This window comes from Candidatus Mycolicibacterium alkanivorans, assembly GCF_022760805.1.
Lineage (GTDB): Bacteria > Actinomycetota > Actinomycetes > Mycobacteriales > Mycobacteriaceae > Mycobacterium > Mycobacterium alkanivorans.
Genome location: NZ_JAIVFL010000001.1, coordinates 2,099,165 through 2,123,452, shown reverse-complemented (window position 1 = coordinate 2,123,452; position 24,288 = coordinate 2,099,165). Strand labels below are relative to the sequence as shown.

General features: G+C 67.7%; 22 protein-coding genes, 1 tRNA gene and 1 pseudogene. 10 read left to right on the top strand and 14 right to left on the bottom strand.

Annotated elements, in window-relative coordinates:
* Positions 1-4 precede the first annotated feature (4 nt).
* Both K9U37_RS10635 and K9U37_RS20190 read left to right on the top strand, forming a co-directional pair.
* A complete protein-coding gene (locus K9U37_RS10635; protein WP_243071663.1) occupies positions 5-241 on the top strand; it encodes a DUF1049 domain-containing protein in 237 nt (78 codons plus the stop codon).
* 1 nt (position 242) lies between these two features.
* Positions 243-353, top strand: a pseudogene (locus tag K9U37_RS20190) (class I SAM-dependent methyltransferase); the annotation flags it as partial.
* A gap of 55 nt (positions 354-408) precedes the next feature.
* Here K9U37_RS20190 and K9U37_RS10625 read toward each other — a convergent pair.
* The 8 genes from K9U37_RS10625 to crtI form a co-directional block, all read right to left on the bottom strand.
* Positions 409-2,127 (bottom strand): Hsp70 family protein, encoded by a 1,719-nt coding sequence (locus K9U37_RS10625; RefSeq protein WP_243071662.1) that lies wholly within the window; start codon positions 2,125-2,127, stop codon positions 409-411.
* A gap of 153 nt (positions 2,128-2,280) precedes the next feature.
* The gene (locus tag K9U37_RS10620) at positions 2,281-3,291 is read right to left on the bottom strand and encodes a Rieske (2Fe-2S) protein (RefSeq protein WP_243071661.1); all 1,011 of its coding nucleotides are present in this window, start codon (positions 3,289-3,291) and stop codon (positions 2,281-2,283) included.
* Positions 3,288-4,820: an FAD-dependent oxidoreductase gene (locus K9U37_RS10615; RefSeq protein ID WP_243071660.1), complete on the bottom strand. Its 1,533-nt coding sequence runs from the start codon at positions 4,818-4,820 to the stop codon at positions 3,288-3,290. The genes K9U37_RS10620 and K9U37_RS10615 overlap by 4 nt, the downstream gene beginning before the upstream one ends.
* Positions 4,817-5,542 carry a class I SAM-dependent methyltransferase gene (locus K9U37_RS10610; RefSeq protein ID WP_243071659.1) on the bottom strand — a complete coding sequence of 242 codons (726 nt, stop codon included), beginning with the start codon at positions 5,540-5,542 and terminating at the stop codon, positions 4,817-4,819. The genes K9U37_RS10615 and K9U37_RS10610 overlap by 4 nt, the downstream gene beginning before the upstream one ends.
* A complete protein-coding gene (locus tag K9U37_RS10605; RefSeq protein ID WP_243071658.1) occupies positions 5,539-5,874 on the bottom strand; it encodes a lycopene cyclase domain-containing protein in 336 nt (111 codons plus the stop codon). The genes K9U37_RS10610 and K9U37_RS10605 overlap by 4 nt, the downstream gene beginning before the upstream one ends.
* Positions 5,871-6,221, bottom strand: a complete 351-nt coding sequence (locus K9U37_RS10600; RefSeq protein ID WP_243071657.1) for a lycopene cyclase domain-containing protein — start codon at positions 6,219-6,221, stop codon at positions 5,871-5,873. The genes K9U37_RS10605 and K9U37_RS10600 overlap by 4 nt, the downstream gene beginning before the upstream one ends.
* Complete coding sequence (locus tag K9U37_RS10595; protein ID WP_243071656.1) at positions 6,221-7,153, bottom strand: phytoene/squalene synthase family protein; 933 nt, start codon at positions 7,151-7,153, stop codon at positions 6,221-6,223. Before K9U37_RS10595 ends, K9U37_RS10600 begins: the two co-directional genes overlap by 1 nt.
* A complete protein-coding gene (gene crtI, locus K9U37_RS10590) occupies positions 7,150-8,679 on the bottom strand; it encodes a phytoene desaturase family protein (protein WP_243071655.1) in 1,530 nt (509 codons plus the stop codon). The genes K9U37_RS10595 and crtI overlap by 4 nt, the downstream gene beginning before the upstream one ends.
* Positions 8,680-9,271: 592 nt before the next feature.
* On the opposite strand from crtI, the gene K9U37_RS10585 reads away from it, so the two are divergent.
* Positions 9,272-9,664 (top strand): hypothetical protein, encoded by a 393-nt coding sequence (locus K9U37_RS10585; protein ID WP_243073316.1) that lies wholly within the window; start codon positions 9,272-9,274, stop codon positions 9,662-9,664.
* 49 nt (positions 9,665-9,713) lie between these two features.
* Here the strand turns inward: K9U37_RS10585 and K9U37_RS10580 are convergent, their stop codons facing one another.
* Positions 9,714-10,052: a DUF732 domain-containing protein gene (locus K9U37_RS10580; RefSeq protein WP_243071654.1), complete on the bottom strand. Its 339-nt coding sequence runs from the start codon at positions 10,050-10,052 to the stop codon at positions 9,714-9,716.
* 345 nt (positions 10,053-10,397) lie between these two features.
* Between K9U37_RS10580 and K9U37_RS10575 the strand changes: the two genes are divergently transcribed.
* The 5 genes from K9U37_RS10575 (at position 10,398) to K9U37_RS10555 (ending at position 17,278) form a co-directional block, all read left to right on the top strand.
* Positions 10,398-10,829 carry an MmpS family transport accessory protein gene (locus K9U37_RS10575; RefSeq protein WP_243071653.1) on the top strand — a complete coding sequence of 144 codons (432 nt, stop codon included), beginning with the start codon at positions 10,398-10,400 and terminating at the stop codon, positions 10,827-10,829.
* Complete coding sequence (locus K9U37_RS10570) at positions 10,826-13,711, top strand: MMPL/RND family transporter (RefSeq protein ID WP_243071652.1); 2,886 nt, start codon at positions 10,826-10,828, stop codon at positions 13,709-13,711. The genes K9U37_RS10575 and K9U37_RS10570 overlap by 4 nt, the downstream gene beginning before the upstream one ends.
* 438 nt (positions 13,712-14,149) lie before the next feature.
* A complete protein-coding gene (locus tag K9U37_RS10565) occupies positions 14,150-16,174 on the top strand; it encodes a DUF4185 domain-containing protein (RefSeq protein WP_243071651.1) in 2,025 nt (674 codons plus the stop codon).
* A gap of 35 nt (positions 16,175-16,209) precedes the next feature.
* On the top strand, positions 16,210-16,884 hold the full coding sequence (locus K9U37_RS10560; protein ID WP_243071650.1) for a TVP38/TMEM64 family protein: 675 nt from the start codon (positions 16,210-16,212) through the stop codon (positions 16,882-16,884).
* A 7-nt stretch (positions 16,885-16,891) separates the two neighbouring features.
* Positions 16,892-17,278, top strand: coding sequence for a DUF2237 family protein (locus K9U37_RS10555; RefSeq protein WP_243071649.1), 387 nt, complete (start codon positions 16,892-16,894; stop codon positions 17,276-17,278).
* Between the two features lie 764 nt (positions 17,279-18,042).
* Here K9U37_RS10555 and K9U37_RS10550 read toward each other — a convergent pair.
* Entirely contained in the window at positions 18,043-18,759 is a 717-nt protein-coding gene (locus tag K9U37_RS10550) for a hypothetical protein (RefSeq protein ID WP_243071648.1), read from the bottom strand.
* A gap of 89 nt (positions 18,760-18,848) precedes the next feature.
* Positions 18,849-19,289: a nitroreductase/quinone reductase family protein gene (locus tag K9U37_RS10545; protein ID WP_243071647.1), complete on the bottom strand. Its 441-nt coding sequence runs from the start codon at positions 19,287-19,289 to the stop codon at positions 18,849-18,851.
* 104 nt (positions 19,290-19,393) lie between these two features.
* Between K9U37_RS10545 and K9U37_RS10540 the strand changes: the two genes are divergently transcribed.
* Together K9U37_RS10540 and K9U37_RS10535 are read left to right on the top strand one after the other, a co-directional pair.
* Entirely contained in the window at positions 19,394-20,089 is a 696-nt protein-coding gene (locus K9U37_RS10540; RefSeq protein WP_243071646.1) for a TetR/AcrR family transcriptional regulator, read from the top strand.
* A gap of 391 nt (positions 20,090-20,480) precedes the next feature.
* Complete coding sequence (locus tag K9U37_RS10535) at positions 20,481-21,029, top strand: DUF5666 domain-containing protein (RefSeq protein WP_243071645.1); 549 nt, start codon at positions 20,481-20,483, stop codon at positions 21,027-21,029.
* A gap of 192 nt (positions 21,030-21,221) precedes the next feature.
* Here K9U37_RS10535 and K9U37_RS10530 read toward each other — a convergent pair.
* The 3 genes from K9U37_RS10530 to K9U37_RS10520 form a co-directional block, all read right to left on the bottom strand.
* Positions 21,222-21,295: transfer RNA gene (locus tag K9U37_RS10530), tRNA-Ile, on the bottom strand.
* Positions 21,296-21,372: 77 nt separating this feature from the next.
* Complete coding sequence (locus K9U37_RS10525; protein WP_243071644.1) at positions 21,373-22,734, bottom strand: metallopeptidase TldD-related protein; 1,362 nt, start codon at positions 22,732-22,734, stop codon at positions 21,373-21,375.
* A gap of 26 nt (positions 22,735-22,760) precedes the next feature.
* Entirely contained in the window at positions 22,761-24,275 is a 1,515-nt protein-coding gene (locus K9U37_RS10520) for a TldD/PmbA family protein (protein ID WP_243071643.1), read from the bottom strand.
* Positions 24,276-24,288: the final 13 nt, after the last annotated feature.

Here is a 24,288-nt window from a genome sequence, read left to right as displayed (position 1 = left end):
CCTCATGTCACCAGACGAAACCAAGCCCGCCGGCGGCGCGGTTCAGCGCTTTGCGTTGCGCTACTGGCTGGCCATTCTGCTCGTCGTGCTCGCGGCGGTGTTCATCGGCCAGAACCGCGACCGCCAGCAGGTGCACGTCCTGTGGATCACCGTCGAGTCACCGATGTGGCTGCTGCTGACCGCGATGCTGGCGGTCGGCATCATCGTGGGTCTGCTGCTGCACCGCCGCCGCCGAAACTGACGTGCCCGAGTCCAGCATCGTGGTGCGTCCACAACCGATGGACAGCGCCAGCCGCAGCGCCTCCTCGCGCCTCCAGGCAGCCGGATTAGCGCACGCAATAACGCTTTTCGAGGGGCACGGCGCAGGTCCATCCCGCCAGCCAAGGTCGTCCTGGCCAAGAAGCGGGCTCAGCCTGACGTTGGCGGCTGCACAAATATCTGCGGAAGGCCGGGAATCGCGGGGATCGGCGGGATCGTCGGTATAATCGGCGCCTGCTGTGCCGGCGACTGGGTGACGGTGGCCGTCTCGGTCACCGGCGGCGGCGTGGTGACGACCGTCGTCGTCTCGGTCACCGGGGGTGGCGGCGGAGCCTCGGTGGTCACCGGCGGCGCCTGCACCACCTGGGTCTGGGTGACCGGGGCGGGTGACTGCACGACGGTCCGGGGCGCCTGGACGGCCTGCGTCTGGACCACCGGGGCCGGCGGTTCGACCGGCCCGGGCGGCGCCGGTACCGCCACAACGGTCCGGGCAGCCTCGGGTGTGGTCGTGACGCTCGGGGTGGGTGACCCGGGTGCGGCAGCGCTGCTGTCGTCGCGCAGCGCGACAAAGGTTCCGGCACCGGCCGCCAGGATCACCAGCAGGGCCGCGCCCACCGCCGACAGCGGGCGGCGGTACCACGGCAGGGCCGCATCGACCGGCTCGGCGGGCTCGGGTTCGAAGTCCACCAGCGGCCGGGCGCCGACGACGGCCGCCGGCTCACGAACCGGGGGCGCCAGGTCGGGCACGTCGGCAGCCTCCGACCAGGCCAGCGCCCGGCCGGTCGCTCGGGGCAGCGCGGCCAGCGCGGTGGCACTATCGTCGGCCGGTCCTCGCGCCGCCCGCAGTGCCGCGCCGATCGCAGCGGTGGCGGCCGGTCGGGTCGTCGTGACGACGGGCACCCGCAGATGCTCCGAGAGCGTCGTCGTGATCACCGGAATCGCGGCGCCGCCGCCGATCGTGGCGACCGCGGCCAGGTCCGCCGGCCGAACCCCGGCGCGGCCCAGCGTGTCCTGCACGACGGCCACCAACTCGGCCAGTGAACGGTGAAGGGATTCGTCGAGTTCGGTGCGGGTCAGCCGGACGTCACCGCGGAATCCCGGCAGCTCGGCCGGCACCGCCGTCACCGTGACAGTCGACAGTCGCTCCTTGGCGGCGCGGCACTCAGCCCGCAGCCGGCTCAGCGACCCGATAGCCCAGGTGCCGGTCACGTCGAGCGGTCCGCCGGCCGACAACTGCGCCATCACGTGGGCCAGCAGCCCCTGGTCGACCAGGTCGCCGGAGAAGTCCAGGTGGCGCACCGTCGGCGCGACCGGCTGGTAGCCGTCGGCAGCGTCGAGCAGGGCGATCGAGGTGCCGCCGCCGCCGAAGTCGCACAACGCGATCACGCCGCGGGTGGGCAGCCCGGGATCTGCCTGCAGGGCAGTGGCCGCAGCCGCAGCGTCGGCGACCAGCAGCGGTTCGTCAGCAGCCCATTCCGGGACGCGGCGCAGCGCCCGGCGCAATGCCTCGACGGCACCGGTGCGCCAGTGCGCGGGATGGGCAATGGTGGTGGCCGACGGCAGCTGCCGTCCAGCGGTGGCCGCATACGCCAGTGCCCGCAACGCGTCGGCCAGCAAAGCCTCCCCGGGATGCACCGAACCGTCGGGCGCGACGATGCCCACCGGGTCGCCGACGCGGTCAACGAAGTCGGTGAGCACCAGGCCCGGCTCGTCGAGGGCGGGGTTCTCCGACGGCAGGCCGACCTCGGGCTGCCGATACCGATAAAGCGTGATCACGGGTCTGCGGGTGACGGTACGGTCCGCCGTCACCGCGGTCAGCGTGGTGACCCCGACCGACAGGCCGAGGGCCGGTTTCGATGGGTCGGTCATGTCGTCCTATCCGGGTTCCCAGCCTGATCTCCAAGGCATGCGGGGACCCCGAGCACCGGTCTGTGGATTCACCAGGGATGTCGGCGCGGACGCCGGAGGCGTTACTCAGCGAACGGTTCCGCGGCCCGGGATGTGCTTGGCCACGCACGGAGCCTAACTGGATGAGCTTGCGCGTAAAGCAAATCGGCGCTCGGCGTAGGCGAGGTCGTCGCGCCACAGCCGGGCCGCCGCCGCCCGCATCAGCGGAGTGATCAACCCGGCGACGCGCAGCGAATGTCTGAAGCCGGTGCGGTCGGACTGCGCGATCACCGCCTCGAGCACCGCGGTGCGCGGCCGCCCGTCGGGCCCGGGCCCGATCGGCGTCGCGTGGGTCTCCACCACACTGCCGGCGCCCTCACCGTCGACGATCCGCATGACGATGGTCCGCGGCTCGGGGGCGGTGAACTCCGCGATCACCGGCACCCCGACGCGTCCCATCCGGAACGTCACGGCGACCAGGAAGCGGTCATTCTGCTCGTCGGCGTCGACCGCAGGGGCGCTGAGCACCTCGAGCTGGGTGAACGAATACGGGTGGAACCACCCACCGTGCCACGGGTCGAGCCGGTTGGCGATGACGTCGGAGGGCTCGCACACTCCCTCCAACCTGGTCACCGCCGCCAGCCGCACTCCGGTGGGTCGGGCGGGGATCACCGGGGCGTCCAACGGATCGCTGCGTCCCACCCGATCCAGCCGCACCCACACCAGCACGCCATCGTCGAAGGCGGGCAACGGTTTCCAGCCGAACTCCCAGCCACCTTCGAGGCGAAGACCATGCCACGGGCAGAGCAGCGCTCCGCAATCCAGTGTCCCGGTGGCCAGGTCGGCGCCGAGGTGCGGGCAGGCCGCCGGCCCGACGTGCAGCGCGCGCTGCTGAGCGCGCCAGGCCACGATCTCGACGCCGCCGACCTTGGCGCCCAACGGCTTGTCGGTGCGCACGTCGGAGCTCGCGGCGAAGACGTACCAGTTGCCGCTCGGACGCTGATCGGCGCGGCGCAGCGCCGCGTCGATCACTGCCGGCTGCGCGTCTTGGTAGGTGGGTTGTTGCTTGGCCCAGTCGACCTTCGGAATAAGCTGCAGCGGAATGCCTTTGGGCCACTTGGCGGCCAGTCGCGACCTCACGCTCATGACGCGCGCCCCCTCTCGGCCAGCCGGCGAAGAACCAGCGAGCGACCCTGTACCGGGACGGTGTGCAGGGTGTGCCCGCTGACCCCCCAACCGGCAAGTAGGCGGTTGGCCGCCGACCATCCGGTAGTGGCCGCCCGCTCCATCAAGGCTACCGGCAGGTCGATGCGGATCCCGTCGCCGGCCAGCATCAGCCCGGCCACCGGGGTGTCCACGGTGGGCCGGCTCTGATAGGCGCCCGGCCAGAACAGCGGGCAGTCGTCGCGCAGCAGCAGTGTCTCCCCCACGATGCCGGCATCCGCGGTCTCTGGGTAGAGCTGGTGCAGTCGGGCCAGCATCCGCTCCCGCAGGCCCTCATACGGCGGCGGGTCGACCACCGAGTACGAGTGCACCTCGACCACCGAACCATTGTGGGCGCGAGCCCATTCCGCGGCTTGGCGCTCGAAGTTGCTCACCACGCTGATGTTGTCCACGGGCTCGAGGCCGCCGGTACCCAAGAACGGTGGGCGGCCCGCCTGCACCGGCCGGTCCAGCCACAGCCGCTGCACCACGAACGGCGGGGCGGTACGCAAGCCGGCCACCTGTGCCCGCCAGTCGTCGTCACCCAATCCGGGTGAGTTGGCGACGATCTTCTGCTGTCCCGCGGGGTCGGCGGCCAGTACCACGCCATCGGCGTCGATGGTCGTTCCGCTGGAGTCGCGGACCTGCAGTACCTTCGGGCCGCTTACAACGATGGACTCGGCCGACACCCCGGACCGGATCTGCACGCCGTGCTCGATCAGATATTCCCCCAACGGATCCCACAGCGCGGTGTCGAAGTTCGACACGGCGACGTCGAAGACCAGCCCCTCGCTGGAGCCCAGGAAGTAGATGTGGAACATCGCCGCCAGCTCGGCGGCCGAGAGCCGTTCGGGCCGGGCGAAGAAGCTGCGGGCGAACACCTCGAAGGCCAGGTGCCGGGCGGCGACCGGGAAGTTGATGTCGGTCAGGAACCTACCCGCGTCGATGCCGTCGAGCTGTTCGTAGATCTCGGGCACCGACACCGCGGCCAGCGGTGCCGCCGCCGTGGCGTTGAGGCGCACCAGATCCCGGAACCGGAAGGTGGGGCTGCGCAACGCGAACACCAGCGCGTTCCACGGCGGGGTCTTGGGCAGCCCGCGGAAGGTGTCCTTGCGGCCCTCCCCGTCGACCAGCGGGTAGTCCTCGACCGGGCGCAGCCGGTCGAGGCCCGGGTCGGTGCGCCGAAGCAGTGCGCGCAGGTTGTAGTACTGGCGGAAGAACGCGTGGAATCCGCGGTTGTTGGCGACCTCGGTTCCGTTGGGCAACCGCTCGGTCCACCCTCCGACGCGTCCACCCAGATAGTTCTGCCGCTCCAGGATGTCGACGGAGACACCGCGTTCGGCCAGTCCGGCGGCAGCGGCCAGCCCGGCGATGCCGCCGCCGATCACCACCACGTGCGGGGTGTTGGGCAGGGCGTTGGCGTGCGGCAGCCCAGACGGCGCCGGGTGGCTGACTCGTCGGGGATCGATCATCGCGGTGCGTCCGCCAGGAACGTGTGCACGATGTCGCGCTGCCAGCCGGGCATGGTTTCGCTGTGTACGCCGGTGAAACCCGCCGCGACGAGCCGGCGCTGGAAGTCCTTGGCGCCGTCGAAGGCGTTCACACTGCGCCACAGGTGCCGGTACAGAGTGCTGTCGTGGGTCTGCCGCCAGCCAGCCGGGATGATGATCACCCAGCACACCGCATTCCAAATCGCCTTGGCCGCACGGGAATCGCGAACGGAGTACTCGTGTACCGCCAGAGTCGCGCCGGGCCGCAGGAGTTCACGGAAGGTGCGCAGTTCGGCGTCGGGATCAACGAGGTTGCGCAGCAGATAGGCGGCCAGGATTCCGTCGAACGGGCCGTGCACCCCCGCATCGGCGATGGCTTCGATCGGGCTGTGCACGAACTGCACGGTCTCCGGCCACTGCTTGGCCCTGGCTTCGGCCAGCATGCCCGCCGAGGCGTCCACCGCGACGATCTCGGCGTGCGGGGCGGCCTCGAGCAGCGCGGCCGTCGAAGCGCCCGTGCCGCAGCCGGCGTCGAGCAGACGCAGCCCGCGCCCACCGTCCGGAAGCCGCAGCCGGTGCGCCGAGATTCGCAGGTGGTCGTGGTATCCGGGGTTGGCGCCGACGAGCCTGTCATAGGCCCGGGCACCGACGTCGAACGCCCCGGGAACCTGCTCCCGCTGCAATCCCTCGTCGCCCACGCTCACCACTGTCGGTCCTTTCGGTCATTGGATCGTGGTCGCTGCCTTTCCCACAGCAGCAGCACCGCGGTCACCAGCGACCAGCCGAACAGAAAGTCCTCGACCGGGATGTCGAACGGGAACCGGATCCCGGTGCTGTGCTGCTCGTTGTAGATGACGATGGGGGCCGACAGCTTCGTCAGCCACCCGTCGACGATGATCTGGAACGCGAACACGATGCCCATCGAGATCCAGTATTCGACCTTGCGGAACAACCCGGTGCGCAATACCGCCAACTCCAGCGCGATGACCACGACCACCGAGACCACCGCCGGCAGCGTGTAGCCGAGGCCGGTCATCGCCGGACCTGCTCATCGCGCCCACGTGCCCGGCCGCGCAGAAGGCCCAGGATCGTGCTCACCGCCGAGTACGTCAGCAGCCCGCACAGCGGGATGATGATGAAGAACAGCAACTCTTCCAGCGGGATCGAGAACCCGACGTCGATGCCGGTGATGAACCGGGGGTTGTAGGTCCACACGTCCCCGGCGATCGCGATGGCGTCCCAGACGATGAACACCAGCGCCACCGGCAGCACCGAAGCCAGCAGTCGCAGCGGCCGACGGTACACGCCTGCGCCGAACACCTCCAGTGGTGCGGTGATCAGAACGCAGCCGCCCAGGACCAACAGGTACTGCCACTGATCCATCAGGCGGCGCCACACCATCGGGCCCGTCGGGCGCGGACCAGTCCGCCGGCGAAGACCTGCACGCGCCGCCCGGTGCCGACCGAGGCCCGTTGGCTGAAGACCTCGAAGTCGAGGGCCTCGATGCGGTCCAGGATCTCCGAATACAGGGTGAACGCCGTGGCGACGCAGGGCCGCGACTGCGGGGCGAGCAGGGCGATGCCCTTGCGTGCCTCGCGATAGACGCCCCTGGTGATGTCGTGCTGGGCCGCCAGCGCCCGGCGCACCCGCTTGTCGGTTCGGCGGCTGTGGTGGCACCACGTCAGCAGGTCGCGGTCCACCCCGAAGGTGGCCAGTTCGTCGGCCGGCAGGTAGACGCGGTTGCGCACCAGGTCCTCGTCGACGTCCCGCAGGAAGTTGGTCAGCTGAAACGCCCGGCCCAGCGCCTCGGCGCATGGCTCCGCCTCGGCCACTGGGTCGACGGTGCCGAGAATGGGCAGCATCTGCAGTCCGATGACCTCGGCCGACCCGCGCATGTAGTGGTTGAGCGCGGCGCGGTCGGGATAGTCGGTGACCGTCAGGTCCATCCGCATTGAGGCGAGGAAGTCGTGGAACAAGTCCAGCGGGATGCGGTAGGTGCGGGCGGTGTGCAGCACCGCGGGCAGCACCGGTTCGCTCGGGTCGGCGGTGCCGCTGAAGAACTTGGCCGACAGCTGGTCTAGCCGGGCCTCCCGTTCGGCGACGGTGGCCGTCGACTGCAGGTCGTCGAGGATGTCGTCGGCGTAGCGGGCGAACCCGTACAGGGCATGCACTGCGGGACGCTGTGACGGGGCCAGCAGCCGGGTCGCCAGGAAGTAGGTCCGGCCGTGCTGGGCGTTGAGCCGGCGGCAGTACCGGTAGGACTCGCGCAGCCGCTCGTCGTCGATCCCCGCGGCGTGTAACTCGGTGTGGATCATCGCCATCTGCTTCCCGACCTGGTGATGGTGCGCTTATCCGAAAGATCGTCGACCGGCCCGGTGATGCGTTCTGCTGCCAGCTTGCCCGACAGAACCGCGGTTGGCACCCCCACCCCCGGCACGGTGGAGCCGCCGGCCAGCACCGCATTGTCGATGCCGCGCACGGTGTTGGCCGGGCGGAACGGCCCGGTCTGAGAGAAGGTGTGCGCCAGCGCGAACGGCGAGCCTGCGGCCATGCCCTGCCGGGCCCAGTCCGCCGGTGTCACGACGTCGAGCACGTCAGCGTCCTCGGCCAGACCGGGCAGCAGCCGTTCGGCGGCCTTGGCGACCACCTGTTGGGCGTAGGCCTCACCCTGCGAGTCCCAATCCACCACGCTCACTTCGAGATTCGGCGACGGCGCCAGGATGTAAAGCAGATCACGGCCGGCCGGGGCCAGGCTGGGGTCACCGACGGTGGGCCTGGTGACCAACAGCGACGGATCGCTCATCAGCGTGCCGTTCCGAATGATCTCGTCGAAGGTGCCGGCCCACTTGCGCCCGAAGCTGATGTTGTGGTGCACCAGTTGCGATCCCACGGCCGGGCAGCCGACGTGGACCACCACGGCCGACGGCGCCGGGCGCAGCTTGATCGGACGCCTCGGGGCGCGGCCGAGCAGTTGGTAGGTCAGCGGCAGCTCGGTGGTGAGAACCACTGCGTCACACGCAATCCGGTCACTTTTGTCGGTGCAAACGGCAGTCACCCTGGAGCCGGAACGCTCCAGCGAGGTCACCGAGGACTGGTAGCGGAAGTCCACCCCGGCGTCGGCCGCAGCGGCGGCCAGCTCCACAGGGACGGTACGCATGCCGCCGCGCGGGAAGTACACGCCGGCAACGGTGTCCATGTAGGCGATCACCGCGTAGGCGGCCAGTGCCTGTTGCGGCGGGACACCGGCGTAGAGGGCCTGGAACGTGAAGACCCGTTGCAGCCGTTCGTCGGTGATGTACTTGCTGACCATGCGTTCCCAGCCGCGGAACCCGCCGATGGCGGCCAACCGCGCCAGCTGTGGGGTCAGCAGCGACAGCGGCGAGTCGAAGTTGCTGGAGATGAACCCGTTCATCTCCAGCTTGTAGAGCTCGGTCAGCCAGGCGCGCAGCCGCTGATAGCCGGCCGCCTCGCCCGGCCCGGCGAACGCCTCGATCGTGGCGGTCATGGCCGCGGCGTCGGTGTGGACGTCCAGCGTGCTGCCGTCGGCGAACGTCGCCCGGTAGGCCGGGTCGACCAGCGCCAACTCGAGGTGATCGTCCATCGAGGCGCCGACAGCGGCGAAGGCGTCCTCGATGATGTCGGGCATCGTCAGTACAGTCGGCCCGGTGTCGATCCGGTAGCCACGGATGTCGGCCTGCCCCATCCGGCCGCCGGGGAACGAGTAGCGCTCCACGACGGTGACCGACCGCCCTTGGCCGGCCAGCTGCAGGGCCGCAGACAGGCCGGACAGCCCGGCTCCGACCACAACGACGTGGTCTGTCGCGCCAGAAACGGTACGCATCATCGACTCCTCACGGGTTTGTTCAGGTCACGCGCGAGGTGCAGGCCGCGGCCACGTTGGCTCCTTCCAAGTAGCGGGCTGCGAAAGCCCCGGCCTAGCACGGCGCCTGGGATACCCCCTTATTACGAAGGCAATCAGAAGGCCTTGCTCTTGAGATCAATTCAAGGCGACCGGCAGCCCCAGCGCCTTCCAGGAAGGCATATGGTCACGCACCCGTAATTTTCTGGCTGCAGATTCCGAACTGGTCGCACCGCAGCGTGGAGCTGACGACGTGCAGGGTGCATCCGGTCGCCCCGCCCGCCCCGAACGGCTGGGTGCACTCGGGGCTGCTGGCACGGCACACCAGCACACAGGTTGGCGAGAAGTTCCACGTCGCGGGTGGCAGGCCCGGTTTGGAGTAGGTCTAGCTGCCCTCCATCGGCAGGTCGGCGCCCGCCGGCGGCGGTGCCACCGCCACCCACAGACCAACCCCCACGAACAGAATGGCTGCGGAAAGCACGCGCGCGACGGTCACCATGTCCCCCCGGTATAGCGCCGTCCCGAATCGATTGTCGGACATACTGGTGCTGTGCCGACCGATACACCGAACTCAGTGGCCGTGGCGGGATCGAGGGCTACGGCGGGCAGCGCCGTGGTGGCCGGATCCATCGCCACCGCGGGCAGCGCCGTGGTGGCCGGATCCATCGCCACCGCGGGCAGCGCCGTGGTGGCCGGATCCATCGCCACCGCGGGCAGCGCCGTGGTGGCCGGATCCATCGCCACCGCGGGCAGCGCGGTGATCGCCGGTTGCGTGATCACGATCCTGTCCATCCTGCTGCGCGAATGTGTCGCGTGCGCGGCCTGTTTCGCGTGCCGCCACTGCATGGCGTGTCTGGCGTGCGCGCGGTGCACCGACTGCGTCGGTTGTGTGGGGTGCTACAACTGCTCGGGATTGCGCAACGCGGTGGGCGTCCGCAACGTACATGCCGAGAAGGGCCGGGTATGACGCAGCTGAGCGGAGACGGTCCGGTCGACGGAGCCGGCCAGTGGGAGCCCTACCGGGCGGCGGCCCTCTGCAGCACGCCGACCTGGTCTGGGCAGTAGGTGGTGATCGCAGCGCCGAGGAACTGCACCGCCTGAGCCTGGGTGGAGCCGAGCTGCAGGTTGCGCTGGAGAAACTTCGCCGACGCGTTCAGGTCGCCGTCCAGGCCGGTGGCCAGCCGCTTGCAGGCGATCTTGCCGAGCCAGGCGTTGTAGTCACGAGGCCCGTAGATGCCGAAGGTGTGCAGCTGGTTGGCGAAGTCGGTGTCCGGGTCGGCGTGTGACGGTGCGGCCAGGACAATCGGCGCCGCGACGGTCGCTGCGGCGACCATGGCAAGCCTCGCGAAGTGCATGCCAATGATTGTAGGCCTGCTAAGCAGTTGCGCACCAGCCGCCCCGGATTCCGTTCTCCCCAAAACGCGTCGAGTGAGGAACCGCGGGCCCTGTTGTGACCTCAGGCACGAATGGCAGGTCGGAATCGGTTCCCGAAGCTACCGAGGGTATCGTCCGGTCAGTTAAGTCAGTTAAGTGAGCTAATCTCTTCAGTTAAACCGGCAAAGCGGTCGTAAACCGGCTAAGCGGTCGCCGCGCGAGAAGTATGGGGTTGAGATGACACGAACGGCCACCTTCAGGATCGGCATCGCAGTTTCCGTGACGGTGTCCTAGGGTTTTCGATTGGACGGGTCGCGGGGAATCCTATGGTCAAGGCATTGCGGCGGGCGTGGATTCCGCTGGTCATCATTCTTGTGGTGGCCATTGCGGGCTTCTCCGTGTACCGGCTGCACGGGTTCTTCGGCCATACCGAACTCACCCGCGCCGGCAGCGGTCTTGCCAATGACACCCAGCCGTTCAACCCCAAGCAGGTGAAGTACGAGATCTTCGGCCCTGCCGGCGCGGTGGCGACCATCAATTACCTCGACCTCGACGCCAAGCCGCAGATCGTGCGCGACACCACCCTGCCGTGGTCGCTGACGCTGACGACCACGGCACCGGCAGCCAGCGCCAACATCGTGGCTCAGGGTGACACCGACACCATCGGCTGCCGTATCTACGTCGACGGTGTGCTGAAGGACGAGAAGACCTCCGACGGCGTCAACGCCCAGACCTTCTGCCTGGTGAAGTCCGCATGAGCCGACACGGAGCGCACCCACTGATTCCCCGGTTCGTCCGGATGTTCTCGGTGCCGATCGTGCTGTTCTGGTTCGGGCTGGTTGTCGTGCTCAGCGTCGCGGTGCCACCACTGGAGCAGGTGAGCCAGGAGCACACCGTGTCGCTGGCACCGACAGACGCGCCGTCGATGCTGGCGATGAAGCGGGTCGGCAAGGACTTCCGGGAGTTCGACTCCAACAGCTCGGCGATGGTCCTGCTGGAAAGTGACCAGCCGCTGGGCGCCGAGGCCCACCATTACTACGACGGTTTGATCCAGAAGCTGCGGGCCGACCCCAGGCACGTCGAGCACGTGCAGGACTTCTGGGGCGACCCGCTGACGGCTGCAGGCTCGCAGAGCGCCGACGGAAAGGCCGCCTACGTCCAGGTGTATCTGGCCGGCAACCAGGGCGAGAGCCTGGCCAACGAGTCGGTCGACGCCGTCCAGGGGATCGTCAAGGACAACCCGCCGCCGGCGGGAATCAAGGTCTACGTCACCGGTCCGACGGCGCTGAGCCACGATCAGCACAACGTCGGAGACTCGGCCGTCAAGACCGTCGAGGCCCTCACGATCGCCGTCATCCTCGTGATGCTGCTGCTGGTCTACCGCTCCATCATCACGACGATCCTTGTGCTGGTGATGGTGTTCCTCGAGCTCACCGCGGCCCGGGGTGTCATCGCGTTCCTCGGCAACGCCGAAGTGATCGGCCTCTCGACATTCGCCGTCAATCTCCTGGCGACCCTGTCCATCGCCGCGGCCACGGACTATGCGATCTTCCTGATCGGGCGCTACCACGAGGCGCGACTGGCCGGCGAGGATCGCGAGACGGCCTTCTACACCATGTATCACGGCACCGCGCACGTGATCCTGGGCTCGGGCCTGACCATCGCGGGTGCGACGTTCTGTCTGCACTTCACCCGGATGCCCTATTTCAAGTCGCTGGGTTTCCCGTTGGCCATCGGCATGCTCGTGGTGGTGTTCGCGGCGTTGACGTTCGGACCCGCAGTCATCGCGATCGGCAGCCGGTTCAGGAAAACGTTCGAACCCAAGCGGAAGATGAACACGCATCGGTGGCGCCGGGTGGGCACCGCGGTGGTGCGTTGGCCCGGTCCGATCCTCGCTGCGTCGACGGCGCTGGCGCTGATCGGTCTGTTGGCCCTGCCCTCGTATACGACCAACTACAACGACCGCAACTACCTGCCCAAGGACATCCCGGCCGCCGCCGGGTACGCGGCGGCCGACCGGCACTTTCCGCAGGCGCGGATGAATCCCGAGTTGTTGCTCATCGAGACCGACCACGACGTGCGCAACCCAGCGAACATGCTCGTTGTCGACCGAATTGCCAAGAGCATCTTCCACATTCCCGGTATCGGCCGCGTGCAGACCATCACCCGGCCAGTGGGCACCCCGATCGAGCACACCTCGATCCCGTTCATCATCAGCATGTCTGGCACCAACCAGACGATGAACATGTCCTATCTGCAGGACCGCATGAAGGACATGCTCAAGATGGGCGACGAGCTGCAGGTCACCATCGACACGATGGAACGGATGCTCGCGCTGACCAAGCAGATGGTCGGCATCACCCACAGCATGGTCACCCAGACCAAGCAGATGGTGGCCGACACCAATGCAATCCGCGACCACTTGGCCGATTTCGACGACTTCTTCCGGCCGATCCGGAACTATTTCTATTGGGAACCGCACTGTTTCGACATCCCGATCTGCCACGCGCTGCGGTCGGTGTTCGACAGCCTCGACGGAATCAACACCCTCAGTGACGATCTCGCGGCAATGGTCGTCGACATGGACAAGCTCGACACGCTGATGCCGAAGATGGTCGAGATCATGCCGCCGATGATCGCGACGATGAAGTCGATGAAGACCACCATGATGACGATGCAGTCCACGATGAGTGGTTTCCAGGACCAGATGCAGGCCATGCAGGACAACGCGACCGCGATGGGCCAGGCCTTCGACGCCTCGAAGAACGACGACTCGTTCTATCTGCCGCCGGAGGTCTTCGACAACCCGGAGTTCCAGCGCGGTCTGAAGATGTTCGTCTCGCCGGATGGAAAAGCGGTGCGGTTCATCATCTCCCACGAGGGTGACCCCGCGACGCCGGAAGGCGTCTCGCACATCGACAAGATCAAGAATGCGGCCTTCGAAGCGATCAAGGGCTCCCCGTTGGAGGGCTCGAAGGTCTACCTCGGCGGCACCGCGTCGGTGTACAAGGACTTGCAGGAAGGCGCCAACTACGACCTGCTGATCGCAGGAATCGCGGCGCTGTGCCTGATCTTCGTCATCATGCTGGTGATCACCCGAAGCGTGGTGGCGGCGGCGGTGATCGTGGGCACTGTGGTGCTGTCGCTGGGTGCGTCGTTCGGGCTGTCGGTCCTGTTGTGGCAACTCATCCTGGGCCAGCCGCTGCACTGGATGGTCATCGCGATGGCGGTCATCATCCTGCTGGCGGTGGGATCGGACTACAACCTGCTGCTGGTGGCCCGGTTCAAGGAGGAGATCCACGCCGGGCTCAACACCGGAATCATCCGGTCGATGGCCGGTAGCGGTTCGGTGGTCACCTCGGCCGGCTTGGTGTTCGCCGTCACCATGGGGTCGCTGGCGATCAGCCCGTTGCGGGTCGCCGGCCAGGTCGGGACGACGATCGCGCTCGGTCTGTTGTTCGACACGCTGGTGGTCCGCTCGTTCATGACGCCGTCCATCGCCGCTCTGCTGGGCAAGTGGTTCTGGTGGCCGCAGCGGGTTCGTCAGCGCCCGCTGCCACAGCCCTGGCCCGAACCACAGCCGGACTCCGAGTCGACGGATCGAGACTCCGCGAGCGCGAGTTCGCCGGGCTCGACCTGAGGCCTGCCCCGGACCTGTCGTGTTCGGCACATGTTCGCGCGTTGTTTGCCGATCGGCAACCGAGAACAGGACTTCGCTGTCATTCTAGACCGGCAGCCACTAATTCGGCCGCCCGGGGAAGGACTGAAATGCCGCTCCCCCCGCTGCTGGACCGCTCTGCTTTAGATGGGGTCGGGGCGGACAACCTGCCAGTTCCGCAGGCCCGCGCGGCCGCCCCGGAAGCACGTGGGCTTTGCAGGTCAGGGTTCCGAAGATGGGCGAACTCGTGGTGGGCCAGTGATGGTGACATGTTTGCAACAGTGGTGACCAGAGTTACCCATGAGGTTTGCCAGTTTGGTACGGTCGGCGTCAACGCGACCGTGCGAGCAGCGCCGAGAAGCCGGCCGCGAAGTTTGCGATGGATCGTGACACCGAAGTGATCCGACAGGGGTGGAGTGGATGAGGCCCTCGATGAATGCCGCGGCGTATGTGGGCCGGATGGGCGTGCTTGCGGTGGCCTTGGGCGTAGGAGCAGCCGTTGCCTCCGGCAACACTGTGGCCTGGGCCGATGGCTCCGGCGATGCCGGCTCGGCAGCACACGGCACGGCCTCACACGACACATCCGCACCGGGCGCGAATGCCCCGGCGTCGACGGCGCCCGGTTCCACCGGTTCGTCGTCGACCGCACGATCCAAGCGAGCTTCCCTGCGCCCAGCCACCACCGCCGATCGAACACCGGGATCCGGAACGCCGTCCTCGTCAAAGTCCGGCAAGAGCGCCGCGGCGCGCGCTGCCGCCTCCGGTTCCGGTGGCGCGCTCACCCGCGCGACGACCGTCGACAAGCCCGCCGGCTCGACGGCGCAGGCCACGTCGGCGGACACCGCCGCACCGGCCCCGGCAGCGACAGCCGTCAACCCCTCCCGGGTGGCACTCAGTACCGCCGCCGTGACCGTCGCACCCGCGGTGGTTGCCACCGCGGGTGCGACCGCCGCGGTCCTCAGCGTGCCGGTCACCGCGACGGCGCCTGTCGTGACCGCGCTGCCCACCGATGCCGTCCAATCCGCCGCGCCGCCTGTGCTGTCGCGACTGCTGGCAGTCTTCGAACTCGTACGAGGCGGGCTGGGAAGTACGCCGCGCACTCCCCCCACCACGCCGGCGGCGTGGATGTTGGCCGCCTGGGTGCGACGGGAGTTCGACCCCGCGCCCCCCGCCTCGCGGGCCGCGTCGACCACGGCGACCTCCGCTCCGATCGCGCTGGCAGCGGCGGTGGTGACCTCGCCGACCACCCTGCCTTCGGCTCCGGTCGGCTGGGTGACCGGTCAGGCCAACACCGGCTACCCCGGCCTCAACTGGCCGCAGACCAACAACACCGCGCGGCAGGAAGTCTGGGGAACCGACCTCGGCATCCTGTGGGAGAACGGCCTGACCGGCAACATCCAGCTGGCCTTCGGCGACACCTTCAGCGGCCCCAACATGACCGGCGACTGGCGCTCCAACATCCTTCTGCTCAGCCGGGACACCAACCTGAGCAACGGCCTGAGTCTGCTGCCGACCGATTACGCGTACCAGTTCATTCCCAGCGCGCCCGGTGCGCTGTTCCCGATTCTTAGCTCCGAGGTGACGATCATCCCGACCTCGGCGGTCTCGGTGAACAACCAGCAGTACGTCAACTACATGTCGGTCAAGTCGTGGGACACCCCAGGCCGGTGGACCACCAACTACTCGGCGATCTCGGTGTACGACCAAGCCACCGACAAGTGGGTTCTGGCCCCCTCGACCATCCGCTCGGCCGGCTGGTTCCGGTCCTCGACGCCCTACGTTGCAGGCAACCAGAACTTCCAGCAGGCCGCCTACGTCCTGCAGCCCGCCGACCAGGTTCCGGCCGGCGGAACCCAGTACCTCTACGCCTTCGGCACCCCGTCGGGCCGGGCCGGCTCGGCCTACCTGTCCCGAGTGCCGGCCGACTCCGTCACCGACCTGAGCAAGTACGAGTACTGGGACGGCGGCAACTGGGTCGCCGACCGGCCCGCGGTGGCGGCGCCGGTCCTCGGTGATTCCACCCGCTCCACAGGGCTTTTCGGCCCGATCATCGACCTGGCCAACAACCCCAACTTCTTCTGCGGCTGGTTCGCCGGGCTGACCGGTGCCAAGACCGGCGGCAACGTCAGCGAGATGTCGGTGCAGTACAACGACTATCTGAAGAAGTACGTGGTGCTGTACGGCAACGGTAACAACGACGTGATCCTGCGGACCGCCGACCAGCCGGAGGGCCCGTGGTCGGATCCGGTGACCATCGCGACCTCGGCGCGATACCCGGGCCTGTACGCGCCGATGATCCACCCGTGGTCCGGCTCCGGGAAACTCGTGGACAACAACGGTCAAGCCGACGTGAACAACCTGTACTGGGACATGTCGCTGTGGGGCAACTACAACGTCGTGCTGATGAAGACCGACCTGACCCCGTTGAAGACGACGGTGGTCTGAGGCCCGCACGTCATCGACCCACCGCGGCGCGACAGGTGAGCGTCCCAGAAGGCAGTCGCTGGCCGCACATCCTGCGCCTAGGTATCTTCGCCGCCTTCCTGCTCACGCTGTTCTATCTGGTGGCGGTGTCCCGCGTGATCGACGTCGGGCGGGCACGTGACGCGATCGCCGCGACCGGGCCCGTCGCACCGCTGGCCTATCTCGCAGCGTCGGCCGTTCTTGCGGCAATCTTCGTCCCCGGCCCCCTGCTGGCCGCAGGCAGCGGGTTCCTGTTCGGGCCGGTGCTGGGCACCTTCGTCACGCTGGGCTCGACGGTGACGACGGCGACGATCGCCGCCCTCGTCGGCCGGCGGGCCGGCCGGGACAGTGCGCGGGCACTGATCGGCGCCGAGTGGGCCGGGCGCATCGACACGCAGATCCGGCGGCGCGGGCTGTGGGCCGTCGTCGGTCAGCGATTCGTTCCCGGCATCTCCGACGCACTGGCGTCCTACGCATTCGGCGCGTTCGGAATACCGTTGTGGCAGATGGCAATAGGAGCCTTCATCGGGTCAGCGCCGCGGGCGTTCGTCTACACCGCCCTGGGAGCTTCGATCTCGGATCTGTCCTCGCCGCTGGCCTACGCGGCGATTGCGGTGTGGTGTGTCACCGCGATCATCGGGGCGTTCGCTGCGCATCGTGGGTATCGCAGTTGGCGGACCCACAGCCGATAATGATGCCGTGACTGATCGCAACGTGCTCGGCGACGAACTGGAACCGTGCGGCACCGACCCGCTCACCGGCTTCTACCGCGACGGCTGCTGCTCCAGTGGGCCGGAGGACGTCGGCCTGCACACCATCTGCGCGGTCGTGACGGCGGATTTCCTGGAGCACCAGCGCTCGATCGGCAACGACCTGTCGAGGCCGATGCCGCAGTTCCGCTTCCCCGGTCTGGTGCCCGGTGACCGGTGGTGTGTCACCGCGCGGAACTGGCTTCGCGCCCATCAAGACGGCTGCGCCGCGCCAGTCGTACTGGCGTGCACGCACGAACGCACCCTGGATCTGGTGCCGATGGAGACGTTGCGGCCCCACGCCGTCGATGTGCCCGACGATCTCGGCGGTCTGTGAGGTTCAGGCAGTCGCCGCCGAGGGGCGGGCGGTTCTCGCCCAGGCCGCTGTCGGTCAGCGACGCCGAACCGGTGGTCGTGAACGGAGGTTTCGTCACGGTGCACGCGGTACCGCGCACGCAGGTGTCAAGATTGGCCAAGCCGATGCTCACCGACTCGTCGAACGGCGTGTCGAACAGACCGGTGTCGAGCGGGAACTCTTCGGGGGTATACACCGCGACGTGCGCGCAACCCGGATCACCGCCGGTGCACAGTCCGCTGGGTGCGACGTAGTGGCCGTACGCGCTGTCGACGTACTGCGTGATGTACTCGGTGGTGTCCTGCGGAATGCTCAGCGGGTGTCCCGTCCCGCCCATGAACAACGCCGTCGCGGTCAGTGCAACCAGCACCGGTGCCGTCGGCACAAACGCCAGCAACAGCACGGCGCCGAGCGTCAGAACAGTCAACGCAATCGTTAGGCTCGCCTTGCGCATGGCGAGACCCCCGTCCCGCAGAGCTGACCGTAGTCTCCGGCACAACCGTTTGCCACCTAGAGTCTGGCAAATAATTGCGAGGACCACACGACTTTCGGTCGCAAAGCACGTGACCCGACCGCGCGGACTGCCTCAGCTGCAGCAGGTGGGGCCTAAGGCCGCGCACAGGGCCGGTACTGAATCGAAGGACAACCGGTGGAATACGTTTATGCCGCGCCGCTCGGAGAACACCAGCCCGGCTTTGCCGAGCGATGACCGATCGCGTGCTCAGGGTCGACGTATCGGGCCGGTCTCAGTCGTGATGATCGTGGTGATGACCGTCGGTCTCCAACCCCATATCGGTCACCGGCAACCCGGATTCAAGAGAGGTCGGAGCCGAAGATGGCTGGGGTGCAACGACATCCGGCGACGCAGCGGGATCGGCGTTGCGGTGGTCACCCGCAGTATGCGCATCGTGGACGGCCTGATGTTCTGCTTGCGCCGCGTCGGTGCCGCCGTGGTGATGGTGGTCGTGGCCCTGCTGGCTCGAAGCCAGTCCCACCGTCACCGCTCCGGCCATCACGGTATTGGCACCAAGCAGGACGAGCGCCCTGCCAAGATTGGAAACCTCTCCGACCCAGAAGCGGCGGGGCCACGCCCACCCGGCGCCCATGACGACGTAGCACTGAAGTAGTAGGACGCAGATGCCGGCGGTGTCGACCGCCTCGGGTTGACCGGCGTAGGGGCCGAATGGTGCGCCCACGATCCGGGACATCACCCACAGCCCGACCGAACCCGTATTGGCCAGGATTCCCGTAGTGAGCACCAGCGGAATTGGGCGCATCCAGACGACGAACGCCCACATCAGTTGGAAGACCGCAATCGCGGCGAAGAACAACCCGGACGGCAACCAATCCCGCCCGTGCATCGGCGCTACCCCGAAGTGGATGACCGCTGCGCCGATGGACGCCACCGCCGCACACCGCGCCGCCAGCCGACAGTCAGTCTTGTTCCACCCGTTGGCCGCCACGGGATCGACCCTGACACGCTCGGCCGATCGGCGCGAGCAGCAAGGGGTAACGGTCGGATGCCAGATCGACAACGAGCCCCTGCGGGCCCCTACCTACCGAGTGCGAACACCGGAATCAGCGGAGCTGCGGCGCGCAGTTCCTCAGCGCTGGACTGTGGCGTCAGCCCGGCGGCGTGCCCTTTGACCTCCCAGTACCAGCGCTGCAGGTACAGCCGCAATAGTTCGGGTTTGACCTCGTCGGGCACTTCGGTGACCGTGGCCGTGCGGCGCTGCCAGCGTGGCCCGAGTTCCACCGTCCCGGCCGCCCGGGCATTGCGCGACCACTGGGTGTTCCCGCGGGGCGACACCAGGTAGTCGACGCCGTCGACCCGCAATACGTTGACCACAACGCGTCGCATCATGCCGCTGGTGCGGCCGCGCACCCGCAGGGCTCTGTTGCCCGCGACACCGATACCCCATTCCGCGAGGACCCGGATGACGGTGTTGAGACCGCGTGCGGCGGTGTTCGGGCGGTCGTAGTGGGCGGTCATCATGACTCCTGCCAGTTTCGTGAGCGGTGCTCTCGTTCCTCCAGGCTCGCATGGCTCGCTCGATAAATCAAGAGCGCTGCTCTCTTTTGTGTCACACTCAGCCGATGGGCAAACGAGAGGCGTCCCGGCAGCGAATCGAGGCGCAGATCCTGGAGCTCGCACGTCAGCAGCTGGTGACGGAAGGCGCAGCCGGGCTGTCCGTGCGCGCGATCGCCCGGGATCTGGGCATGGCCTCCTCTGCGGTGTACCGCTACGTCGCCAGTCGCGACGAGCTGCTCACCCTGTTGCTTGTCGACGCCTACTCCCAGCTTGCCGACCATGTTGAGCTGGCGCGGGAGGGCGCCGCCGGAGCCGGATGGCAGGGCGATGTCACCGCCATCGCGCGGGCGACGCGGCAGTGGGCGCTTGAGCAGCCCGCCTGCTGGGCGCTGCTCTATGGCAGCCCGGTTCCCGGCTATCACGCTCCTGCGGAGCTCACCATCGGGCCAGGCACGCGGGTGGTCCAGGCACTGTTCGATGCGGTCGCTTCGGGAATCGCCAGCGGAACCGTCATGCATACGAAACGGACTGTTGCACAATCACTTTCAGAGGATTTGCAGCGTCTTCGTGTCGAGTTCGGTTTCCACGGCGACGATGCGCTGGTAGTGAGATGCACGGTCGGCTGGGCGGTCATCGTCGGCGCCATCAGCCTCGAGGTGTTCGGACAGTACGGCTCCGACACGTTCGTAGACTCCGCAGCCTTGTTCGACGAGCAGGTGCGGATACTGGTCGACCTGCTGGCCGGTCCGCGCGGGAACTGAGGCTTGCTCAGCTGAGGCATACATCGGGGTCTCGATGCCGGTAACGGCCCAGTCGAGCAGTCGACACCGCTCTCCGTGTTCACCGCGTTGTGCGCGCTGGGCCAAAATATTGGCACGATATTTGCGCGCTGTTCAATAAGGTGCGAGGGCCAACGACGGCCGCGTTTAGTGTCGCCTGACCAACGTCGGTCAGGGGCCGCCATGCGAAAGCCACCGTTAACGACCTACTCGATGCTGGCCTTCGTCGGGATAGCCGCACTGTCGGCGGTCGCGTGCGGTTCGTCCAAGGACAGTTCGTCGAGCGCCTCTTCGGCGGCACCGAACACCACGTCCGCGGCGGCGTCGGGCGCAGCTTCCGTCGAAAATCCACGGCGAAAAGGGCGAAGTCGAGGTGATCGGGTCCATCGATTCGGTGTCCGGCACGACGATCGAGGTAATCGGACCCAACGGATCGGCGAAGGTCGCGTTCTCCCCGTCGACGAAGATCATGGAGCTGACACCCGCCAAGCCGACCGACATCACCCCTGGCCTGTGCGTCACCATCCGGCCCGCAAGTGGTGCGGAAGGCGGCACCGTCACCGCTGATGCCGTAGTGGTCGGCGCATCGGGTGGCGGTCAGTGCCAGAAGACCGGCGGCGCTGACAACGCAGGGCTTCCGTCCAGCGCGTTGGGGGGCTTTCGCGGCACCGTCGATTCGCTCAGTGACAAGACGATCGTCGTGACGACGCTCGGTGCCGACGGGAGTAGCACGAAAACCACGGTGCAGACCAACGACACCACCCTGTTCGCCGCTCGCCACCGTGTCGATACGGACGCCATCATCGAGGGCAAGTGCATCGTCGCCGGCGGGACCACTGACACCGGCGGCGTTTTACAGACGTCGACCATCAACCTGCCGCTGGTCGTCGACGGAAAGTGCCCACAGCCCAAGGGCAGCTGACATCGGCTCCGTCCGCGCTTCGCCGGTGCCGGGATGCATCAGTCGCCGCGGATTTCGTATTCAGGGATCGTTTCGGAGTAGAAGCCGCTGAAATCTAGAGCCCCCTCACCCAGCCCTTTACCTGTTTTCGCAGGTCAGCGCTGATTATCTCGGCGTCAAGAGGGGGCTGACTCGGCCTGAAATTGGAACATGTAGGGCGGGCGGGGCTCGAACCCGCGACCAGCGGATTATGAGTCCGCGGCTCTAACCAACTGAGCTACCGCCCCTGGGCGCCGACAGCGCAGCACTATGGTCGCACGCCGGAGGCAGCAGTCGGCAATCAGGCGTACTGCGCTTGAGTGGATTATTGCGCCTGGCTCACCGATGACATGTGGAAGTCGGGGATTCTCAGCGTCGGCATCACCGCGCGGGTGGCCCAGTCGCCCCACTCTCGCGGCAGCGTCATCTCGGCCACACCGGCCTCGCCGGCCCGCCGTAGCAGGTCCAGCGGGCTCTCGTTGAACCGGAAGTTGTTGACCGCCGCAGTGACCTCGCCGTCCTCGATGAGGTACACCCCGTCGCGGGTCAGCCCGGTCAGCAGCAGCGTGGTCGGGTCTACGGTGCGGATATACCACAGCGTGGTCAGCAGCAGGCCGCGTTCGGTGGCCGCCACCATGTCGGCGAGACTGGCTGCGCCGCCGGTCATCAGCAGGTTGTCGGCGGGCATCGCGGGCTGGGTGCCGAACTCGGCGGCCGCGGCCCGCGGGTAGGCCAGCGCGTTGATGGTGCCGTCGCGAATCCAGTCGACCCGGCCGATGTCGAATCCGTTGTCGAACACCGAGATTCGCTCGGAGCTGCTGGTGGCGGCGACGAACGGTGCGCACTCCAGACCGGTTGCGAACGGATCGGAGTACATCGTCAGCGGAAGCCCGGTCAGCTTCTCCCCCACCCGCGTTCCCCCGCCGGGCGCCGACAGGGCGGTGCGTCCCTCCTGCGCGCCGCGGCCCTCCATCGACCAGCCGAGGTAGATCATCATGTCGGCCACGGTCGACGGCGGCATCAACGTCTCGTAGCGTCCGGCGGGCAGCTCGACGGTGCGATTGGCCCAGCCCAGCCGCATCGCCAGATCCTCGAGCATGGCGTCGGTCGGGACGTCATGGAACCACGGCGTGCTGACCCCGGCCCAGGCGCTGGCACCGTCGCGCTTGGCGTTGATCTCCACCGTGCCGGTGGGCTGGGTGAAGCGGCGACGCACCCCGGTCGAGGTGGCCAAAAACGTCGTCTCGACCAGGTGGTGGGCGTAGCCGTACAGCCGGTCGGGGCCACCGAACCCGGCCGACAGTGACTCGGCGACATCGGCGAACACCTCCGCTCCGGTCTCGGGCACCGGCTTGTTCCAGTCGTCGGGAGTTCCGCTGCCGGACCGCAGCGGCGCGCTGTCGCGAGCCTCGGGAGCGGCGTGCGCCGCCTGCTCGGCGGCGGCCACCAGTGCCCCGATCGCCGACGGGTCGACGTCGCTGGTGCGGATTGACCCCGTATGAGAGGTGTTCCCTTTGCGCACAATGGAAATCACGGTCGTGGAGCGGGTGGTCGACACCCCGTTGGTGGTCATCGAGTTCCCGGCCCAGCGCAATGAGGCTTCGGCGCGGTCGGTGACGATGACGACAGTCTCGTCGACGGTGGCCGCCGCCAGGGCGAGTTCGACGACCTGTTGTGCGGGAATCATTCGCGCCCCTCCTCGCCGAGGCGCGGTCATCGGCCCGCCTCCTCACGGGTATTCAGTACATTCACCCCGCGGAACAACGCCGATGGGCAGCCGTGGCTCACCGCTGCGACCTGACCGGGTTGAGCCTTGCCGCAGTTGAACGCCCCGCCGAGTTGCCATGTCTTTCGCCCGCCGACGGCTTCCATCGAGTTCCAGAAGGCGGTGGTGGTGGCCTGGTAGGCCACATCGCGCACCTGGCCGTCGAGCCTGCCGTCGCGGATGCGGTAGAACCGCTGCCCGGTGAACTGGAAGTTGTAGCGCTGCATGTCGATTGACCACGACTTGTCGCCGACGATGTAGATGCCCTCGCTCACCCGGCTGATCAGATCAACGGTGCTCAGGTCGTCGGCTCCGGGTTGCAGCGAGACGTTGGCCATCCGCTGGATCGGCACGTGATGCGGGGAGTCGGCATAGGAGCAGCCGTTGGACCTGGACTGCCCCAGTCGCGGCGCGAACACCCGGTCGAGCTGATAGCCGACGAAGACCCCGTCGCGCACCAGATCCCAGCTTTGGGCTGCAACACCTTCGTCGTCGTATCCGATTGTCGCCAAACCGTATTCGACGGTTCGGTCGGCGGTCACGTTCATCACCGGCGAGCCGTAGCGCATCGTGTTCAGCTTGTCCGGCGTGGCGAACGACGTGCCAGCATAGGCCGCCTCGTAGCCGATCGCCCGGTCGTATTCGGTGGCGTGCCCGATCGATTCGTGGATGGTCAGCCACAGGTTGGTCGGGTCGATCACCAGATCGGTCGGCCCAGCGACCACGCTGGGCGCCTTCGTCTTCTCGGCCAGCAGGGTGGGCAGCTCGGCCAGCTCGGAAGACCAGTCCCAGACCTCGCCATCGGCCAGGGCCTCCCAGCCCCGCGCGGTGGGCGGGGCCAGGGTCCGCATCGACTCGAAGCTGCCCGCCGCGGCGTCGACGGCCACCGCCTCCAGAACCGGCATCACCCGCACCCGCTGCTGCGTGATGCTCGAGCCGAACGTGTCGGCGTAGAACACCTGCTCCTTGACCGCGTTGACCATTGCCGAAACGTGGTCCACCCCGTCGGCGGCCAACAGCCGGCCGGAGTACTCCTCCAGCAGCCCGATCTTGTCGGCGGTCGAGATGGTGAACGGGTCGATGGCGTAGCTCGACACCCAGGTGGCCTCGGCGTAGACGGGTTCGGCGGCCAACTCGATGCGCTCGGCGTTCAGCGCGCCCAGCGTCCTGGCCACCGCCACCGCCCGGCGCGCCGTGTCCGCGGCGACCTCGGGCGCGAGCTCGGCATGGGAGGCAAAACCCCAGGTGCCCTCGACGATGACCCGGATCGCGAGCCCGACCTCCCGGTCGGTGACGGCGGTCTCCAGCTCCCCGTCACGCAGCTGCACCACCTCGGTGGTGATGGCGTGGATGCGCAGGTCGGCGTAGCTGGCACCCGCCTGTATGGCGGCGGTCAGCGCGGCATCGGCCAACAGCTGGCGGGGCAGGGCGATGAAGTCGGCGTCGACAACACGAGGACTCACCGCTACACCGTAA